14 protein-coding genes and 1 pseudogene are annotated in these 18,391 nt (G+C 55.0%); 11 read left to right on the forward strand and 4 right to left on the reverse strand.

What is annotated here, in order from left to right; all coding sequences use genetic code 11:
• Positions 1-1,568: L-glutamate gamma-semialdehyde dehydrogenase (locus tag ACK4S7_RS10560; RefSeq protein WP_409646609.1), on the forward strand; the 1,568-nt coding region annotated here is incomplete at its 5' end.
• Positions 1,569-1,602: 34 nt separating this feature from the next.
• On the opposite strand, the gene ACK4S7_RS10565 is transcribed toward ACK4S7_RS10560, so the two are convergent.
• Entirely contained in the window at positions 1,603-1,812 is a 210-nt protein-coding gene (locus ACK4S7_RS10565; protein ID WP_409646611.1) for a hypothetical protein, read from the reverse strand.
• Positions 1,813-1,985: 173 nt separating this feature from the next.
• Here ACK4S7_RS10565 and ACK4S7_RS10570 point away from each other — a divergent pair, with 173 nt between their 5' ends.
• A complete protein-coding gene (locus ACK4S7_RS10570; RefSeq protein WP_409646613.1) occupies positions 1,986-2,168 on the forward strand; it encodes a hypothetical protein in 183 nt (60 codons plus the stop codon).
• Positions 2,169-2,183: 15 nt separating this feature from the next.
• Entirely contained in the window at positions 2,184-3,506 is a 1,323-nt protein-coding gene (locus tag ACK4S7_RS10575; protein WP_409646615.1) for a PQQ-dependent sugar dehydrogenase, read from the forward strand.
• Here ACK4S7_RS10575 and ACK4S7_RS10580 read toward each other — a convergent pair.
• Positions 3,503-4,318 (reverse strand): ATP-binding protein, encoded by an 816-nt coding sequence (locus ACK4S7_RS10580; RefSeq protein ID WP_409646617.1) that lies wholly within the window; start codon positions 4,316-4,318, stop codon positions 3,503-3,505. The genes ACK4S7_RS10575 and ACK4S7_RS10580 overlap by 4 nt on opposite strands.
• On the reverse strand, positions 4,315-6,051 hold the full coding sequence (locus tag ACK4S7_RS10585; protein WP_409646619.1) for an acyl-CoA dehydrogenase: 1,737 nt from the start codon (positions 6,049-6,051) through the stop codon (positions 4,315-4,317). The genes ACK4S7_RS10580 and ACK4S7_RS10585 overlap by 4 nt, the downstream gene beginning before the upstream one ends.
• 54 nt (positions 6,052-6,105) lie before the next feature.
• On the opposite strand from ACK4S7_RS10585, the gene ACK4S7_RS10590 reads away from it, so the two are divergent.
• The 8 genes from ACK4S7_RS10590 (at position 6,106) to ACK4S7_RS10625 (ending at position 16,312) form a co-directional block, all read left to right on the forward strand.
• A complete protein-coding gene (locus ACK4S7_RS10590) occupies positions 6,106-7,062 on the forward strand; it encodes an L-threonylcarbamoyladenylate synthase (protein ID WP_409646621.1) in 957 nt (318 codons plus the stop codon).
• A 2-nt stretch (positions 7,063-7,064) separates the two neighbouring features.
• Positions 7,065-8,024, forward strand: a complete 960-nt coding sequence (locus ACK4S7_RS10595) for a M48 family metalloprotease (RefSeq protein ID WP_409646633.1) — start codon at positions 7,065-7,067, stop codon at positions 8,022-8,024.
• 104 nt (positions 8,025-8,128) lie between these two features.
• Entirely contained in the window at positions 8,129-9,163 is a 1,035-nt protein-coding gene (locus ACK4S7_RS10600; RefSeq protein ID WP_409646623.1) for an efflux RND transporter periplasmic adaptor subunit, read from the forward strand.
• A 3-nt stretch (positions 9,164-9,166) separates the two neighbouring features.
• The gene (locus ACK4S7_RS10605) at positions 9,167-12,235 is read left to right on the forward strand and encodes an efflux RND transporter permease subunit (RefSeq protein WP_409646625.1); all 3,069 of its coding nucleotides are present in this window, start codon (positions 9,167-9,169) and stop codon (positions 12,233-12,235) included.
• Positions 12,236-12,238: 3 nt separating this feature from the next.
• A complete protein-coding gene (gene msrA, locus ACK4S7_RS10610) occupies positions 12,239-12,778 on the forward strand; it encodes a peptide-methionine (S)-S-oxide reductase MsrA (protein ID WP_409646627.1) in 540 nt (179 codons plus the stop codon).
• Between the two features lie 31 nt (positions 12,779-12,809).
• The gene (gene galU, locus ACK4S7_RS10615) at positions 12,810-13,679 is read left to right on the forward strand and encodes a UTP--glucose-1-phosphate uridylyltransferase GalU (RefSeq protein WP_409646635.1); all 870 of its coding nucleotides are present in this window, start codon (positions 12,810-12,812) and stop codon (positions 13,677-13,679) included.
• 19 nt (positions 13,680-13,698) lie between these two features.
• Positions 13,699-14,019, forward strand: coding sequence for a hypothetical protein (locus ACK4S7_RS10620; protein WP_409646629.1), 321 nt, complete (start codon positions 13,699-13,701; stop codon positions 14,017-14,019).
• A 178-nt stretch (positions 14,020-14,197) separates the two neighbouring features.
• Positions 14,198-16,312 (forward strand): hypothetical protein, encoded by a 2,115-nt coding sequence (locus ACK4S7_RS10625; RefSeq protein ID WP_409646631.1) that lies wholly within the window; start codon positions 14,198-14,200, stop codon positions 16,310-16,312.
• Positions 16,313-16,400: 88 nt separating this feature from the next.
• Here ACK4S7_RS10625 and ACK4S7_RS10630 read toward each other — a convergent pair.
• A pseudogene (locus tag ACK4S7_RS10630) lies at positions 16,401-18,391 on the reverse strand (DNA-directed RNA polymerase subunit beta'); the annotation flags it as partial.

Raw genomic sequence — 18,391 nt, forward strand, 5'->3', positions numbered from 1 at the left:
CAGTCAGCGAAGACGAACTGCTTGCGGATCCTGTCGAGAAGGTCATGGCGGTTGGCGGTAGCCGTCACCCGGCGATTGCAGCGCCGTCTGATCTATTCCAACCAGAGCGCATCAATAGCCGGGGAATCGATCTGGACGATTCGGCTATATTAAAGGAAATCGCTGCAGAAATAGCAGTGCCATTGAAATTGGATGATAACACCACAGTGGGGCCAGCAGAAGCCGTGACATCCGCCCTTGCGGCCTATCCCGCTTGGTCAAGCACGCCAATTGACATCCGCGCCGATTGCCTTGTCCGCTTGGCCGATCTTTTGGAAGCCAATCGCAGCCGGTTGATGGCAATCGCGGTCCAAGAAGCGCGCAAAACGATAGCTGACGCGCTTTCCGAAGTCCGCGAGGCAATTGATTTCTGCCGTTATTATGCCGCTCGTGCCCGCGTTGACTTAACACCTATAGAGCTACCTGGTCCAACCGGCGAACGCAACGTACTGCGCCACGAAGGCCGGGGCGTGTGGGTCGCGATTGCACCATGGAACTTCCCGCTAGCAATCTTTCTGGGACAAGTCGCGGCAGCCTTGGTCGCCGGAAATACTGTCGTGGCAAAGCCTGCACCGCAGACGCCGGCTATCGCAAGACTGGCAGTTGCTCTCGCGCATGAGGCAGGCGTCCCGGAGGAGGCGTTGCAAATCGTGACTGGCGCCGGCGATGTCGGCTCTGCGCTTACTGCGGATATGCGCATCTCCGGGGTAGTGTTTACAGGCTCGGTTCCAACCGCCAAGGCCATTGCACGCAATTTGCTCGCCGACGACAGCCGACCACTTGTCCCGCTGATTGCTGAAACCGGTGGCTTGAACGCGATGATCGTTGATTCGACCGCATTGTCCGAACAGGTTGTCCGCGATGTAATAATTTCGGGCTTTCAGTCCGCTGGCCAACGCTGTTCAGCGTTGCGGCTACTGCTTCTGCAAGATGATATCGCAGAGCACACGCTCGAAATGCTTCGCGGCGCTATGGACACCTTGGTTGTGGGCGATCCTGCTAATCCTGCCACTGATATTGGACCGGTTATTGATCAAGCAGCTTATGATGCCTTGATGACTTATCGGACGAGCGTAAAAGACCGTATTGTGCATGAGGTGAACGTGCCTGCTGAAGGTTTGTTCGTGCCACCCACGGTCATTCGCCTTGATGACGCCAATGATTTGAACCGCGAATGGTTTGGCCCGCTTGTTCATGTCGCAACATGGAAAGCCGGAACACTGGAGACGACCGTCGCAAAGTTAAACGCGAAGGGTTTTGGGCTGACAATGGGGCTGCACAGCCGGATTGCCGGCAGCAGTATAATGGTCGAACATTTGGCGCGAGTTGGGAATCTTTATATAAACCGGTCGATGATTGGTGCAGTGGTCGGCAGCCAGCCGTTCGGCGGTGAGGGACTGTCAGGCACTGGACCCAAAGCAGGTGGGCCGCATTATCTTTATCGGTTCTGCGCAGAACGAACGACATGCACCGACACTACCAGCGCCGGCGGAAACGCCTCGTTACTGTCGTTGGATGACGGAACGTGACGGATGAGGGCCAGTTATGCAACCGGCATGCTTGTCAGTGAACAGTGCCCAAGGTTGTCCGTCCGTTCAACACGATAATCAGCCGCTCAATCTGCCGCCAGCGGCAATAATGCAGGTGGTTTCCGACGTTCCGGCTTTTCATCGCCCGTTCGGCAGCTTCCAGTCCTGCTGTTTTGCCAAACTTGTCGATCAGCATTTCGGCTTGTGAAACATCATGTGGTTCGACGTAGATTGGCAGATACATAGATTTTGCGACTTCCCATTATTAAAGTTGTCAGAGAGACATCTAGGAAATGCCTATCTGTGCTCTGCCTTTAGAAATTCTATCTCGCAATTTGGTCAAAGCACTTGGTTAGCGCAAGTTAAGGATACACATCATGCTTGCTAGGGCATTGGTGTTGGTGGCAAGGGGACGATATGTCAGAAACAGAAAATAGTCAGCCCCGCCTTGCCGGCGGCATTTTTATCGCCTTTGGGCTATTGATTGGTGCCATAATCGGCGTTGCGGTGGACCAGCCCTCTGCGGGGACAGTCATCGGCATGGCCATCGGTAGCTGCATCGCACTGGTAATCTGGCTCATCGACCGCAAGCGTCGCTAAAGAAGGTATTGAAATATGTGGAAGCACGTACGCAACATCGTTTTGATTGTCATTGTATTGGCGCTTGCTGGTATCTGGTACATCACCCGGCCCGACGTTGCGAAACTTCCGCTTGATGCTGTCACCGGTCCTTCGCCCGAGATCACCGCTGGCCGCCCCCAGACGTTCCCGACCATCAAAATTGCTGAGGTCGACCGCTGGCAAGACGGTGAAGCACCAATTGTGGCGCCTGGCCTAGTTGTCGAACGCTTTGCCGAAGGCCTCGACCATCCGCGCAACATGTACACGCTGCCGAATGGCGACGTTTTGGTGGCCGAGACGAACTCGCCACCGCGTAAAACCGGTGGTATCGAGGGCTTCGTTATGAAATGGCTGATGGGTAAGGCTGGTGCCGGCGTGCCTTCCGCCAACCGTATCACCCTGCTTCGCGATGCCGATGGCGATGGAAAAGCGGAGCTGAAAACGCCTTTCCTCACAGGGTTGAATTCGCCTTTTGGTATGGTTCTCATCGGCGACACTTTGTACGTTGCCAATACCGATGCTTTGATTGCGTTCCCGTACAGTGAGGGCGATACCAACATTACCGCCAACGGCAAAGAGCTCACGAAGCTCAATGCAGTTGCCCCGAACAACCATTGGACACGCAACCTTGCGGCGTCGCCCGATGGTTCGAAAATTTACATCGCCGTGGGGTCGAACAGCAACATTGGCGAAAACGGCATGGAAACCGAAAATGGCCGCGCCATGGTGTTTGAATATGACATCGCGAAGAACAAGAAAATTCCTTATGCTATTGGCTTACGTAACCCCGTCGGTATGGATTGGGACAAATCTGGCCGCCTTTGGACGGTTGTAAACGAACGCGATATGCTTGGGTCTGATATGGTGCCTGACTATTTGGCGCTCGTTGAATTTGGTGCGGATTATGGCTGGCCACAGCATTATTGGGGTGGCTTTACCGACGCCCGCGTTAAGCCGCCTAAGCCGCAGAAGCGGGAATATGAACGGCGCCCGGATTATGCTTTGGGCGCGCATACGGCGCCGCTTGGGCTGGCCTTTGGCTATAACGGCAAGCTCGGTTCAAGCTTCACTGAAGGCGCGTTTGTGGCGCGGCATGGCTCTTGGAACCGCAAGCCTGTGTCCGGCTATGACGTTATCTTTGTGCCGTTTCCCAAAGGTGAGCCCACGGGTAAGCCTGTCAATGTACTAACCGGTTTCTTGGACAAGGACGGCAATGCGCAGGGTCGCCCGACAATGCTTGCAATGGCAAAGGACGGTTCGCTGTTGGTCAGCGACGATGTGGGCAATATTATTTGGCGCGTGCGGGCGAAGAACTAAATTTTTCGCCCGGCGCGGCCCGCAAGCTCAACGGTATAATGCCACGCGACCCGGCCTGAACGACCGCCGCGTCCTTGCGCAAAGCCAAGTGCACCGGCTTCATCCCAGTCCAGATCAAAATGGCTGGCATAGCTGCCGACCATTTGCAGATAGGCGTCTTGGTCAGGATATTGAAATCCAAGCTTAAGGCCAAAACGGTCGGCCAAGGCCAGGCTGTCGTCGATGGAATCGCGGGCGTTCATGGCCTCGGCCTGATCATTGCTATCGCGTTCAACGATGTTTCTGCGGTTTGAGGTAACGCAAAGCCGGACATTGTTCGGGCGCGCCTCAACGCCGCCTTCTAACAAGGACCGCAACAGCCGGGCATTCTGATCATGCGGCTCGAACGAGATGTCATCGACGAACAAAAGATAGCGCCGACCAGACGCGCCAAGCTCTTCGAATAATGCGGGCAGGCTCGTCAATTGGCTTGAGGCCGCTTCGACCAAGGCGATGAAGAAACCATCCTCCTGAAGCGCAGCAACGACCGATTTTACCAGGGCGGATTTGCCCATGCCGCGTGCGCCCCACAAAAGGACATCATGCGCAGCTGCACCGGAGGCATGTCGCCTGCAATTTTCGTACAAGTCTGACTTTTGCCGGTCGACACCAACGATCAGGTCAAGCGGCAGTGGCTTGAAATCCTGCACCGCTGCCAAGGCGGTCCCGTTCCAATGATAGGCCGGAAAAGACGACAGGTCGGTCGGCGGCGCTGGCGGGGGTGACAGCCGCTCAAGTGCTTCAGCGATGCGTTTAAGCGTCTGCTCGTTCAAGCCGCCAGCTCCTCTGCATCCAACGCGTAGAGTAATTCTGCACCTGCCATGGCACTGCCCTTAAAAGCCAGTGCTTCTGGCACCATCACATCAAGGTAATAGCGGCATGCCGCAACCTTGGCGCGCAAGAACGCGCTAGTGTCACCATTTGCAATTTCGGCTTGGGCGGCGCGCAGTTGCTTCAACATCAGCCTGCCCGACGTTGCTACAGCCATCATGTTGGTATAGGCATAGCTACCCGCCAAGCGGTCATCGACCTCAGCGCCAAGCATATGTTCGGTGACTTCCGCTGTTGCGCGAACCAGCGCGGCTAGGCCAGACTCTTCTGCTGCGTCCGCCAAAATCGCTGCAAGATGATTGCGGATAACGTTGCCGCCCTGCATCGCAAGCTTACGACCAACAAGATCAGCCGCCTGAATGCCGTTGGTACCTTCGTAAATCGCCGCAATGCGGATATCACGATAAAATTGGGCTGCGCCGGTTTCCTCGACAAAACCCATGCCGCCATGAACCTGAATGCCAAGCGACGCAATTTCGCTACCCATGTCGGTGCCATAGGTTTTGGCGAGTGGCGTCAGCAGGTCGACCATTTCCTGAGCGCCAGCATCGCCGAGCGTGGCGCGGTCAACATAGCCTGAGGCGAGATACAATAAGGCGCGGATTGCCTGAGTCCCCGCCTTCATGCGCATCAGCATGCGGCGCACATCGGGATGTTCGATAATCGCGACAGGCTCACGCGAGGGGCCGCTAGCTTTGGCCGACTGAATGCGCTCCTGCGCGAACCAGATAGCTTTTTGCGTGGCGGCTTCAGCGACCTGAACACCTTGCAAGCCTACATTCAGCCGTGCGTTGTTCATCATTGTGAACATCGCGCGCATACCGCCAAACTCTGGACCGATGAGTTCGCCGACGCATTCGCCTTCTTCGCCAAAAGCGAGGACGCAGGTCGGCGAAGCGTTAATACCCATCTTATGTTCGATCGATACAACTTTGATATCATTGGCTTTGCCAATATTGCCGTCCGCGGTGACTTGATATTTCGGCACGAGAAACAGCGAGATACCTTTCGTTCCGGCGGGGCCATCGGGCGTGCGGGCAAGGACCAAATGGACAATGTTTTCGGCCATGTCATGGTCACCAAAGCTGATGTATATCTTCGTACCCTTGATCTGGTACGTGCCATCTCCGCGGGGAGTAGCGGTTGACTTCAACGCGCCGACGTCGGAACCCGCTTGCGGCTCAGTCAGGTTCATTGTGCCTGAATATTTCCCAGTCGAAAGCTTGGGCAGAAACAGCTCCTTCTGCCGGTCGGTGCCATGATGGTTGATCGCCTCAATCGCGCCTACCGACAGGATTGGGCACAGCGCAAAAGCCATGTTGGCCGCGCCCAAAGAATCCAGCGCGACAGTCGCCAAAGAAAAGGGCAAGCCTTGGCCGCCAAACTCCGCCGGCGCGTTGATTGAGCCCCAGCCATTAGCGACATAGGATTTATATGCCGCGACAAAGCCATCGGGCATCACGACTTTGCCATCAACCAAGCGCGCGCCAACGGTATCGCCAATGCGGTTCAACGGAGCAAATTCACCTTCCGCAAATGCGCCAATGCCTTCAACAATGGCCTGTACCATGTCGGGGGTCGCATCGGCAAAGCGTTCATGTTGCGCCAATGCATCGATACCAACGATGTGCTTGAGGACGAAATTTTGTTCTGCGACGGGTGCTGAAAACGCCATGGTTGATAAAAATTCCTGTTAAATCGGATGTGCAACCGCCTATAGCCGCGAAATATGTTTGGCTCAAATACCTTGGGGAATGGCTGGGTTGTGCCCGCTGACGACGCTGCGATTACCGCTGCGGCACAGCTTTTGCGTGCGGGACAGATTGTCGCGATTCCCACCGAGACTGTCTATGGTCTTGCCGCTGACGCGCAGAACGCAGAGGCAGTGGCGCATATTTATGCGGCCAAGGGGCGTCCTGATTTCAATCCATTGATCGTGCATGTACGCGACCGGAAAGCCGCAGAAACGCTCGGGCTGTTCAACGCTACTGCGCAGGCATTATCGGAGGCGTTTTGGCCGGGCCCGTTGACGTTGGTTTTGCCATTGCAACCCGACGCACCTGTCGCGCGTGCCGTCACGGCAGGGCTTCCCACGATTGCCATCCGCTGTCCGGCACATCCGGTGATGCAGGCGCTGCTGCTAAAGAGCGATTTAAGCCTCGCTGCGCCCTCTGCGAACCCGAGCGGGTCAATCAGCCCGACCCGTGCGGATCATGTCCTGAAGGGGCTTGGAGGGGCTGTCCCGATGATTTTAGACGGGGGCCCTTGTTCGGCGGGATTGGAGTCCACGATCGTTGCGGTGCGCGATGATGGCTGGCAGGTCTTAAGGCCGGGGCCGGTGACTTCTGTTGCGGTTGAAAAGTTGCTGGGTTGTCCCCCGCTATCCTCTGACAATGCGTCGATTGAAGCTCCGGGGCAGATGGCCAGCCATTATGCGCCGTCCAAACCTGTCCGACTGAACGTTACTTCAACAGCGCCAGACGAATATCTTATTGGCTTTGGTGCAATTGCGGGTGACGCAAATCTCTCAGCAACGGGCGATTTGGCGCAGGCCGCGGCGAACTTGTTTGAAGCGCTTCACAACGCCGATGCAAGCGCTGCGAGCACTATCACCGTCGCGCCGATTCCCTTTGAGGGCATTGGCATTGCCATTAACGACCGACTTTCGAGAGCAGCAGTCCGGTGAGGATGCTGCTGGCCGCCATCCTGCTCTTGGCGGCTCTGACGACCACGCAAGCGGCATTCGCAGCAGCTCCGGATGTCTCGGGCTACCTAGCATTGGTGAAGCAAGATTTGCGACTGGCAATTGTCGGCCATCGGTTGGCGTCTGCAAATGCGCCCTTTTGTGCGCGCAAGAACCGAAACCCTGGCTGGGTACTTCATGACAAGTCGCAATATCCCGATCACGCCATTGCGCAGGCCGCATTTGGCTTTCGCGCACCAGTTGCGGTGTCAGTGGTCGTTCCCGGAGGCGCAGCGGAAGCATTGGGAATTAAGCCAGGCGACGGAATTATGGCCGTAAACGGGGTTAATCTTTCCGCCTCAAATTTCGTCCAAAACGAGCGAGCCAGCGCGCGATTGGAGAAGCTTCAAGACATGCTGGCAGACGTGCTCGACACAACCGGCACAGCAGACATTATGTTGACTACGGCGAATGGCCCGAAGTGGGTCACACTTGCACCTCCCGCAATCTGCGCTTCTCGCTTTTGGCTGGATACGAAATCCAAGCTGGATGCAGGTGCCGACGGGGCGTCGGTCCGCGTTACCGAGGGGTTGATGGCCTTTACTGCTAACGATGAGTCTCAGTTGGCGGCTGTTGTTGCCCATGAAATGTCTCATAATCTGCTCGGACATCGGCAACGGCTTGCCGCCAATGGTAATAGCAATAAGCTGATATTGGAGACTGAAGTAGAGGCAGATCGGCTAACGGTCTGGTTGATGGCGAACGCAGGCTATGACACCGCCGCAGCGTTGCGGTTTATAGAACGATATGGCCGCAACACGGGCCTTGGTGTTCTCTCCGTCGGCACACATTTGCGTTGGAAAAATCGGCGGCGCGTGATGCAGCAGGAAATTGCCCTGATAGAGCAAGCAGTTGCCAAAAATGGTTTGCGACCTCCACCGTTACTAACAGCGGATAAATTGTAAAATAAGTTGCATATTAAAACGCTATTTCATCCTGTGCAGAATTCACCTATCAATGACGGTGGAGCAGTGCAGGGGAGGGCCGTTTGCCAGTATCTTCAAGATTTTTGACTGGGCTTTTGTTGCTGGCTCCGCTTGCCGGTTGTGGCGATAGTACAACCGAAACCAAGGTCGCGGTTGAGGCTATCATGCCCGTTGAGATTTTTACGGTAGGCAATCAGAGCTTGGAACGTGAAATTAACGCCGTCGGAACAGTGCGCTACCGCCGCGAGACGCCTTTGGGTTTCACCACAGCGGGCAAGGTTGCCGTCGTGCGTTTCGAAGAGGGAGACCTTGTAAAGCGCGGTGCATTGTTGGCTGCGCTTGATACCACGAACGTGGGTGCGGATATGAGCGTTGCGACCGCCGAACGTGACCGTGCGCGGGCAGAATTTGAACGCGTACGCTCGCTTTACGCCGATGGCTGGATAACCAAGGCGCGATATGAGGCAGCGGAGGCGACGTTAAAGGGCGCAGAAGCGCGTGTGCGGCAGGCTGGATTTGCGAGCAGCACTGCGCAGCTTTATGCGCCATCAAGCGGCGTTGTGCTGATGCGCAATGTGCAGGTGGGGCAAGTTATCGCCGCTGGAACCCCAGCGCTCATGTTGGGAGAGGCTGACGACGGCTTTGTGTTTCGCGTTCCAATCGTGGACCGCGATGCTTCCAAATTGCGCGTCGGTATGGCGGCGGACATTTCGATTGAATCAGCAGGGGACGCACCACTGACTGCGACCATTTCGGAAATCGACGGGCGAGCCAATGCGTCGACAGGCGCCTTCTCGGTGCAGTTTCGTCTTCCAAGTCGGCCAACATTGCGGTCGGGGCAAATAGGAACAGCGACCATCCGGCTTCCAGCGTCCGGGGGCGGGGAACAGCTACAGATCCCGGCGAGCGCTTTATTTGGTGTCCGTACTGGAGAAGGCCTCGTCTATGTCCTTGGCGACAAGAACCGCGTTGAGACCCGGAATGTTGCGGTTGATCGGGTTACTGACAAATATGTGACGGTGTCAGGGCAGATTCAGCCGGGCGACAGAATAGTGACATCTGGATTGGAGAAACTGCGGACGGGTTCTGTTGTGCGCATCGTCAAGGGGCAGCCCTAGTCCATGCATTTCGCGGAGTTCGCAATTCGCAGGTGGCAGCTGACACTTGTGCTTTTCACGCTGCTATGTGCTTTGGGCTTCTCTGCGTTCCAACAGGTTCCTCGTGCCGTGGACCCCCATTTTTCGATGCCCGTCGTGTCGATCATTGCATCTCAGCCGGGGGCGGATGCAGCCGAGATCGAGCAGACCATCACCAAGCCAATAGAGGAACTGGTCCAGGGGTTGGAGGATGTGCAAAGCGTCGTGTCCGCTAGCAGCGACGGTAACGCCGTCATTCGTGCGGAGTTCGACTGGTCCGGCGATCCGGACCAATATTTCAACGATACTGTACGTGAAGTCAGTGCAATCCGCAGCCAGCTCCCGTCGAATCTTCAGGGATTGCAGTTCGAGAAAATCCGCACCACCAATACCTCAATTTTGCAAATCGCGCTCCTGAGTGACAGCGCAAGCTGGTATCGCTTGGAGAAATATGCCCGCGATGTCAGCGAAGCCTTGGGGCGGTATAAGGAGGTTCGCCAAGCTGAGATTTACGGGCTCCCGCAGCCGGAAATCAGTGTCGCAATTAATTCAGGCAGATTAGCTGAGTTGCGGCTGCCCGCCAGCGTCGTTGTCGACGCTATCCGGGCGGGCGGTGCGGACGTTCCGGCCGGTGCCGTGACCAGCGGTGCACGCAGGTTTAACGTTGAAACCGGTGGCGCCTTCCGCGACTTGGAAAAGATACGCGGCCTTCCCGTCCGAACAAGCGACGGCTCAATAATTCGCGTCGGAGACGTCGCGGACGTCAACATAAGCGCAGCGGAACAGCGGGTAAAAGTTAGCCACAATGGCAAGCGTGCCGTTTTCATTACGGCCAATCAGAAACAGGGTACCGACGCCACAAAGTTACGCAACCGCCTCGTCGAAGAACTCGAACGGCAACAGAATTTGCTCCCACCCGACATTCAAGCCGTCATTCAGTTCGATCAAAGCAAGGATATCAGGAAACGCCTGAACGAGTTGGCTCGGGATTTTGCCATCGCTTTGTTCTTGGTGCTTATTACGCTTTTGCCGCTCGGATGGCGGGCATCGGTAATCGTCATGATTTCGATACCACTGTCGATCGCCTCCGGGCTGTTGGCAATTTCAGCTTATGGGTTCAACCTTAGCCAATTGGTTGTGGCGGGATTCATCCTGACATTGGGCTTGTTGGTCGACGACTCGATTGTCGTTGTCGAGAATATCGCCCGGCACTTACGAATGGGCAAAAGCCGGAGCGAGGCTGCCATAGAAGGCACAAAAGAAATCACTATGGCTGTTTTGGGCTCCACGGGCGTTTTGGTATTCGCATTTCTGCCCTTGTTCTTTTTGCCGGAGGGTGCCGGCAAATTTATCCAAAGCTTTATCGGCACAATTGTTGCGACAATCACGGCGTCGATGATTGTATCGCTGACCATAGTCCCGTTTCTCGCCAGCCGTCTTCTGAAGGGTGATGAACCCGAGGAAGGCAGTCCGCTTTTACAATGGCTGATGCGCAAAATTGATCGGTTTTATCACCCGGTGCTGCATTGGGCGCTCGATCGGCCACGCAGATCAGTATGGGGCGCGTTGATAGGAACATGCGCTGCATTTCTTCTGGTGCCGCTGCTTGGCTTTAGCCTTTTTCCGAACGCTGACACTTCCTATTTCCGGGTCACGGTTGAGGCAGAACAAGGCGCAAGCATCGCTGAAACTGGCCGGATCGTCGCGCAAGTTTCCGCAATACTGCAAACCGAACCAGCCATCAAAGTGCGTGCCGAAAATGTCGGCGCTTACAACCCGCCGGTTTTCTACAATGTATTCCAGCGCGGAGAGAACCCGACACATGGCGAGGTTTTGGCGATTATGGATAATTGGGAGGGTTCGAAATCACGCGCTATGGTCGACAGGTTGCGCAAGCAATTAGATCAGATATCGGGCGCGCGGATTAAGTTGGTATTATTTCAGAATGGCGCACCAATCAACGCACCAGTTGAATTCCGCGTATATGGACCAGATCAAGAGGAGCTGAAGAGTCTGGCGGGGCAAATGGAGCAGGCACTGCGCGATACCCCCGGCACAAGAGACATCAACAACCCAGTCGCATTCGATAAAGTTGACTTGGACATTCGCGTGGACGATGCGAAAGCAGCGTTGCTTGACGTGCCAGCGGGTTCCGCACGGCGGGCCATCCGGCTTGCATTAAGCGGTGAGCGCGCAGGTACGTATCGCGATAATGAAGGTGACAGCTACCCGGTCGTGGTGCGCCTGCCACTCGCAGAGACACAGCCGGTTTCGGCGTTGGAATCGATCTATGTTTCCAATCAAAGCGGGCAGGCCATTCAATTGGCAGAAATTACTAACCCTATACTGGAATCGACGCCCGCCGCTATTTATCGTTATAATTTGCAACGCTATGTCGGCGTCACCGCCCAGATTTCCGACGGCGTTGTTGTATCCAAGGTGAATATTGATGCGCAGAAGCGGATGGATGAAATTCCGCTCAAACCCGGCTATTCGATAGCGGTCGGCGGGGAAGCCGAAAAAATCAACGATACATTTGCTGGGTTCGGGCCAGTCGTCATGGTGGCCCTGTTCAGCATATTTGCCATATTGGTCGCAGAGTTTGGCCGGTTCAAAGAGGCTTTGGTGGTCGCAGGTGTCATTCCCTTGGGGACATTTGGTGGCCTCATCGCGTTGGTGTTAACGGGCAATAATCTATCATTTCTAGCGATAATTGGTTTTATTGCATTGATCGGGATCGAGATTAAGAATTCTATTTTGCTGGTCGACTTCACGACGCAGTTACGACAGCGCGGCTTTGGCTTGCGCGAAGCTATTGAAAAGGCAGGGGAAGTGCGGTTCCTTCCCGTGCTTCTGACGTCCATAACCGCTATCGGTGGCCTGATGCCCCTCGCCTTATTTGGCGGCAGCCTTTACAGTCCGCTTGCAATCGTACTGATCGGGGGGTTGATTTCCTCCACTTTACTATCACGTATCGTTACGCCAGCCATGTACCTGCTGGTGGTGCGCGGAGATGCGGCGGAGGCCGCAAATTCTGCCCAGGTTCAAGGATAGAATATGTCTCAAGATGAAGCCATTTTTGCCGGAGGTTGTTTCTGGTGCACCGAGGCTGTGTTTGGTCAACTTAACGGCGTCAGCAGCGTTGAAAGCGGCTATATCGGCGGAAGCACGGTAAATCCTACTTATAAAGAGGTGTGCAGTGGCAGCACCGGACATGCAGAAGCAATCCGAATCGCGTTTGACACAGACGTAATAAGTTACGCTGACTTGCTCGAAATATTCTTTGCCACCCACGACCCGACCCAGTTGAACCGGCAGGGTAACGATATTGGTACCCAATATCGGTCAGCCGTCTTCCCCTTGTCTGAACAACAGCGCGCGGAGGCTGAAGCGGGCATTTTAAAAGCCGCAAGCGACTGGCCATCGCCTATTGTCACCACTATCGAAGGCCCGGCGACTTGGTATCCGGCTGAGAATTATCATCAGGAATACTGGGACGGCGAGGGACAGCGTAATCCTTATTGCCTTGCGGTGATCCCTCCGAAATTGGCAAAGCTGAAAAAAATATTTGCAGAACGGCTCGCCGAGTCTGCGTAGACAATGCGGTTTCGTGCGTTAAGCAAGCATGATGACACATATACCTGTACGCAAAGCTGTTTTTCCTGTCGCTGGCCTTGGAACCCGTTTCCTGCCAGCGACAAAGGCAATCCCCAAGGAAATGCTGCCAATCGTTGATAGCCCACTTATTCAATATGCAGTGGACGAAGCACGGGAGGCGGGCATCGAGCAAATGATTTTTGTCACTGGTCGCGGCAAGAGCGCCATCGAAGATCATTTCGACATTGCCTTTGAACTCGAACATACCATGACATCACGCGGCAAGGACGTGTCGGTCTTGGCGAGTACGCGACTTACGCCAGGCAATTGCGTCTATGTCCGGCAGCAAGAGCCATTGGGCCTTGGGCACGCAGTCTGGTGCGCGCGTGACATCATTGGTGACGAACCTTTTGCCATATTCCTTCCCGATGAATTTATGCACGGGTCGCCCGGTTGCATGAAGCAAATGGTTGATGCGTATCAAGAGGTAGGCGGCAACATCATCAGCGTGCTTGAAGTGCCGCACAAGGACGTATCAAGCTATGGCGTCATAGCCCCCGGCGGTGCGAACGGGGCGATAACCGAAGTTTTGGGCCTGGTTGAGAAACCGAAGGTTGAAGATGCACCATCAAACCTTATTGTGTCGGGGCGCTATATCCTTCAGCCAGAGGTTATGCACATTCTAGCAGGACAGGAAAAAGGCGCAGGCGGTGAAATCCAGTTAACCGATGCGATGGCGCAGATGATTGGGAAGCAGCCGTTCAATGCTGTCACATTTGATGGGAACCGATATGATTGCGGATCTAAAGTTGGCTATATAGAGGCGAATTTGGCGTTAGCACTTCAACGACCGGACATGGCAGATCAGGTTCGCGCAATTGCAGTGAACTTGCTTAAATAACTGAATGCGGGAAATAGACATGTCCGGGGGGAATATGCGTTTGATATTGGCTATGATGTCATTGGTGCTGTTGCCGGGATGCGTGGCGTCGGTTGTCGGTGACATCGTGACGGCACCGGTCAAGATTGTTTCCAAGACTGCAGATGTCCTCACGACCAGCCAGTCGGAGTCAGACGAAAAGCGAGGACGCGAACTGCGTAAACGCGAAGAAAATTTGGGGAAGCTCGCCCGACAGCGAGACAAAGCCCGGGAACGATGCGCCGATGGCGACGAAAATGCCTGCAAAAAGGCTTATGAAATTAGCGATCAGATCGAAGACGAACAGAACCGTCCCATCTAAGGCGCTTATCTGCGAACAGGCTAGGTGCATCGACTAACGGCGGTAAACCACGGCATTTATGTAGCTCGTCGATGGAGCGTCTCGTTGGTCGAAGGCAACTAACGGGTAATTATAGGGTACTGCTACACCGTATTCAGACTGCAGCAGAGTAATATGCGCAGGACGTACGGGAGGTTCCATGTTTAATTTAAAAATGGGTCAAGCGTCGCTGGTGACAGCGGCGACTATTATGGCTGTGCCTGGCATTGCTTATGCAAATGACGATAACGCCGACCCGGTCGTTCCGGCTACACAGGCGGGTGAACGCCAATTCCGACCCGATTTTTTTACTAATTACGCCCCGGTGACAGCGCTCGACATGGTAAGACGCATACCCGGCTTTTCCATTGACGCAGGAGAAGGCCGCCGGGGCTTTGGCGAAAATGCCGGGAATGTATTGATTGACGGTGACCGCCCTTCCACGAAATCGGATAATATCCTTACGATCTTGTCGCGCATACCAGCGAGCCAGGTGGAGTTTATTGCGCTGTCAGAACGGGCTGGGGCGGACACCGAAACGCAGGGACAGGGGCAAGTCGTCAATGTCGTGCGCAAACGCACCGCCAGGCTGAACGGTACCTACGAAGGCACCATCGTGGCGGGATCGCGTTACGGCTTCCAGCCTTCTGGCAACGCGTCTGCGACACTCCGCCGCGGAGACACCAGTTATGAATTGAACTTCTCGTCCTATTCGGAGCGGGTCTACGGCTTTGGACCCGAAGACTTCAAAACCGCATCAGCGGCATTGGTCGAACGTCGTTTTTATAATGGTAAAGGCGGCTATGACCAAGCTGCGCTTGGTGGCGCGATCAAGACAAAGCTTGGCGCTGCAAAAGTCAATATAAACGGCCAAATACGCTGGAGCGATGGTTTTGACATCCGCGAAGCCGATTATTTCAATGAAACTGGTGACGATACTGGGGATGAGCTTTTGTTGCGAGGCGGACCAGTTAGTGACCTGAACTATGAATTGGGTGGGGACATTGAACTGACCCTTCTGCCAAAGACGAACACAAAAATTGTGGCGCTTTACCGTTCGGGGCAGGAAAGCAACGACAGCAGCATCGAAATCGCGCGCGTAGGACAGCCCGTTACGCTGTTTGAAACACGAAGCCGGAACAGGCCTGCAGAGGCTGTTGTACGTATGCAGAACGACTGGAGCGGTATTGGAAGCCATGCGATCCAATTTGGTGCCGAGATGGCTTACAATCGCCTGGACGCTCGCTTCAGCGTTGCCAACTCGGTTGCGGGCGCAGTGACAAACTTCCCCGCTTCAAATGTGCTGGTCGAGGAAAGTCGTTTTGAACCCTTTATTAGTGACGTTTGGACGCCAGGTCCGGCGTGGAAAATCGAAGCTGGTGCAATTGCGGAATTTTCAAAGCTGACCTTGTCCGGCGACAGCACCGCTGCGCGCAGCTTTACCTTTATCAAACCAAGAGCTATCGCGACCTGGACGGTTAGTCCGCAGACCACGTTGGAACTGCGCGCGGAACGCCAGGTTGCGCAGCTTAACTTCAATGAATTTGCGACATCTGTCGATGTTACAGTCGGCAATCAGGTAGACGCTGGTAATGCTGAGCTTGTTCCTGAAAAAACCACGACGCTCTCCGCGCTTGTCCGGCACAAATTTCTCGATCGCGGCAGCATACAGTTTCGTGGGGACTATCAAATCGTTACTGACACGCAAGATTTGGTGCCCATCACCATCCGCGATGTTAGCGGGAATATTACGGCCCAGTTTGATGGTACCGGCAACATTGGCAATAGCAGCAGGTGGAATGGTGAACTCGATATCACCCTGCCGCTTGACTGGTTGACCAAGCCTGTTGGCATTATTGGTATGGAAGTGCGCTATGTTGGCCATTATCATGGCAGCCGCGTCACTGATCCGGTCACCAGCTTGAAACGGCGTATGTCGAACCGGCCACTTTGGCATCAACAATGGGATGTCCGCTATGACGTGGCAGCGTTAGGACTCGTTTATGGAGCATCCTTCAGTGTTCAAGATGCGAACTCTGCTTATTTCTTTAATGAAATCCGACGTCAGCAAGAGGGCACCAGAACCACCATCTTCGTCGAATATAGCAAGTTAAAGCTCGGAACGATCCGCTTTCAGGTCACCGATATGGCCAACTTCAATAGAGATCGTTTTATTTACAACGGAACCCGCGCATCAAACGCATTGGCCCAAATCGTTAACCGCGAACGCAGTCTGGATCCGTTGCTGCAACTGTCGCTGTCAGGTAAATTCTGACGCCATCCTGCCCGTCTTTTTAAAAGCGACACAAAAAACCCGCCGGAATTGCTCCCGGCGGGTTTTTGTTAATGGCTCGACTGAACGATCAATCGTTCAGATATTCGCCAGCATCCGCATCCGTACCGTGCGTCACGCCAGTGACGGTGCCCAGTGGGTCGTCGCCGATAGCTGCCTCAGGACCCTGTGCCAGTTCGGCAGCATGCTCTTCAGCAGCTGTTTCTGGCGCAATCAGGCTTTCCTGAAGCTTCTTATAGCTCGCGCGAAGGGCAACGTCGCGGCTGGTCGCTGCAATGCGCATGCGGTTCATGGCAGAGCCAGTACCCGCAGGGATGAGGCGGCCAACGATGACGTTTTCCTTCAATCCGGTCAGAATGTCCTTCTTGCCTTCCACAGCGGCCTGCGTGAGGACGCGTGTGGTTTCCTGGAAGGATGCTGCCGATATGAACGAACGTGTCTGCAAGGATGCCTTGGTGATGCCGAGCAGAACGGGGTTACCCGTTGCTGGCGCCTGACCCTTGGTCAACTTCGCATTGATTGCGTCCATTTCTTCGCGGTCGACCTGCTCACCAGGAAGCAAAGTCGTGTCGCCACCAAAGGTGATTTCAACCTTTTGCAACATCTGGCGAACGATCGTTTCGATGTGCTTGTCGTTGATCTTCACGCCCTGCAGACGATACACTTCCTGAATTTCTGCAACCAGATATTCAGCCAAGGCTTCGATGCCCATGACTTCAAGAATGTCATGCGGGTTTGGTGAACCAGCAATCAGATTGTCGCCCTTACGAACGAAATCGCCCTCCTGAACGTCAAGTACCTTGGACTTCTGGATCAGATACTCAATCCGATCGCCTTCTTCCGGTACGATCGCGATCTTGCGCTTTGCCTTGTAGTCCCGGACGAATTCAACCCGGCCCGAGATTTTGGCGATGATCGCATTGTCCTTTGGAATACGCGCTTCGAACAATTCGGCAACACGTGGCAGACCACCGGTAATATCGCGGGTCTTGGCAGACTCACGAGTCACACGGGCGAGAACGTCGCCAGCCTGAACCGTTGCACCGTCTTCAACCGACAACATCGTTCCAACACCCAGAAGATAACGCGCAGCTTCGCCGCTATCGTCATCCAACAAGGTAATGCGGGGACGAAGGTCTTCCTTCTTGGTGCGGCTACCGGCACGATCTTCGATAACGACGCGCTGGGCAATACCCGTTGCTTCGTCGGTCTGTTCGGTCAGCGTCTTGCCGTCGATCAGGTCCTGATATTTCACAACACCCGATTTTTCCGTGATGATCGGCATGGTGAATGGATCCCATTCCGCCAGACGGTCACCGACATTGACTTCGGCACCTTCAGGGAAGGCCAACGTCGCACCATAAGGCAGACGGTGAATTTCCATTTCGCGGCCGTCCTTGTCGACGATGATCAGTTCACCGTTACGCGCCATTGCCAAACGTTTCTTACGCTTGTCGACGATACTCGGCAGATCGCGATACATGACCTTACCCGATGCGGTTGCATCAAGGTTCGACTGCTCGTTCAACTGGGCGGCACCACCGATGTGGAAGGTACGCATCGTCAACTGCGTGCCAGGCTCACCAATGGACTGGGCAGCGATAACGCCGACAGCTTCACCGATGTTCACTGGCGTACCGCGTGCAAGGTCACGACCATAGCAAGTGCCGCACACACCGACCTTGGATTCGCACACCAAAGGCGAGCGGATCTTCAGGGCCTGAATGCCGGTTTCTTCCATGGCTGCAACCATTGGCTCGTCAAGCAAGGTTCCGGCAGGGATGAGCACTTTGCCATCAAGGCCGATGATGTCTTCCGCCGTGGTACGGCCAAGGACACGCTCACCAAGCGAGGCGATGGTGGAACCGCCCTGAACAATGGACCGCATTTCCAACGCACGCTCTGTACCGCAATCGACTTCAACGATGGTGCAATCCTGCGAGACGTCCACCAGACGGCGAGTCAGATAACCCGAGTTTGCCGTCTTAAGCGCCGTATCGGCCAGACCCTTACGGGCACCGTGGGTCGAGTTGAAATACTCGAGAACGGTCAGACCTTCCT

The organism is Sphingorhabdus sp. (assembly GCF_046292425.1).
GTDB lineage: Bacteria > Pseudomonadota > Alphaproteobacteria > Sphingomonadales > Sphingomonadaceae > Sphingorhabdus_B.

Coding starts and splice junctions, on each gene's coding strand:
- ACK4S7_RS10565 (WP_409646611.1), bottom strand. CDS start 1,812: ATGTATCTGCCAATCTACGTCGAACCACATGATGTTTCACAAGCCGAA.
- ACK4S7_RS10590 (WP_409646621.1), top strand. CDS start 6,106: ATGTTTGGCTCAAATACCTTGGGGAATGGCTGGGTTGTGCCCGCTGAC.
- ACK4S7_RS10570 (WP_409646613.1), top strand. CDS start 1,986: ATGTCAGAAACAGAAAATAGTCAGCCCCGCCTTGCCGGCGGCATTTTT.
- ACK4S7_RS10595 (WP_409646633.1), top strand. CDS start 7,065: ATGCTGCTGGCCGCCATCCTGCTCTTGGCGGCTCTGACGACCACGCAA.
- galU (WP_409646635.1), top strand. CDS start 12,810: ATGACACATATACCTGTACGCAAAGCTGTTTTTCCTGTCGCTGGCCTT.
- ACK4S7_RS10585 (WP_409646619.1), bottom strand. CDS start 6,051: ATGGCGTTTTCAGCACCCGTCGCAGAACAAAATTTCGTCCTCAAGCAC.
- ACK4S7_RS10575 (WP_409646615.1), top strand. CDS start 2,184: ATGTGGAAGCACGTACGCAACATCGTTTTGATTGTCATTGTATTGGCG.
- ACK4S7_RS10620 (WP_409646629.1), top strand. CDS start 13,699: ATGTCCGGGGGGAATATGCGTTTGATATTGGCTATGATGTCATTGGTG.
- ACK4S7_RS10605 (WP_409646625.1), top strand. CDS start 9,167: ATGCATTTCGCGGAGTTCGCAATTCGCAGGTGGCAGCTGACACTTGTG.
- msrA (WP_409646627.1), top strand. CDS start 12,239: ATGTCTCAAGATGAAGCCATTTTTGCCGGAGGTTGTTTCTGGTGCACC.
- ACK4S7_RS10625 (WP_409646631.1), top strand. CDS start 14,198: ATGTTTAATTTAAAAATGGGTCAAGCGTCGCTGGTGACAGCGGCGACT.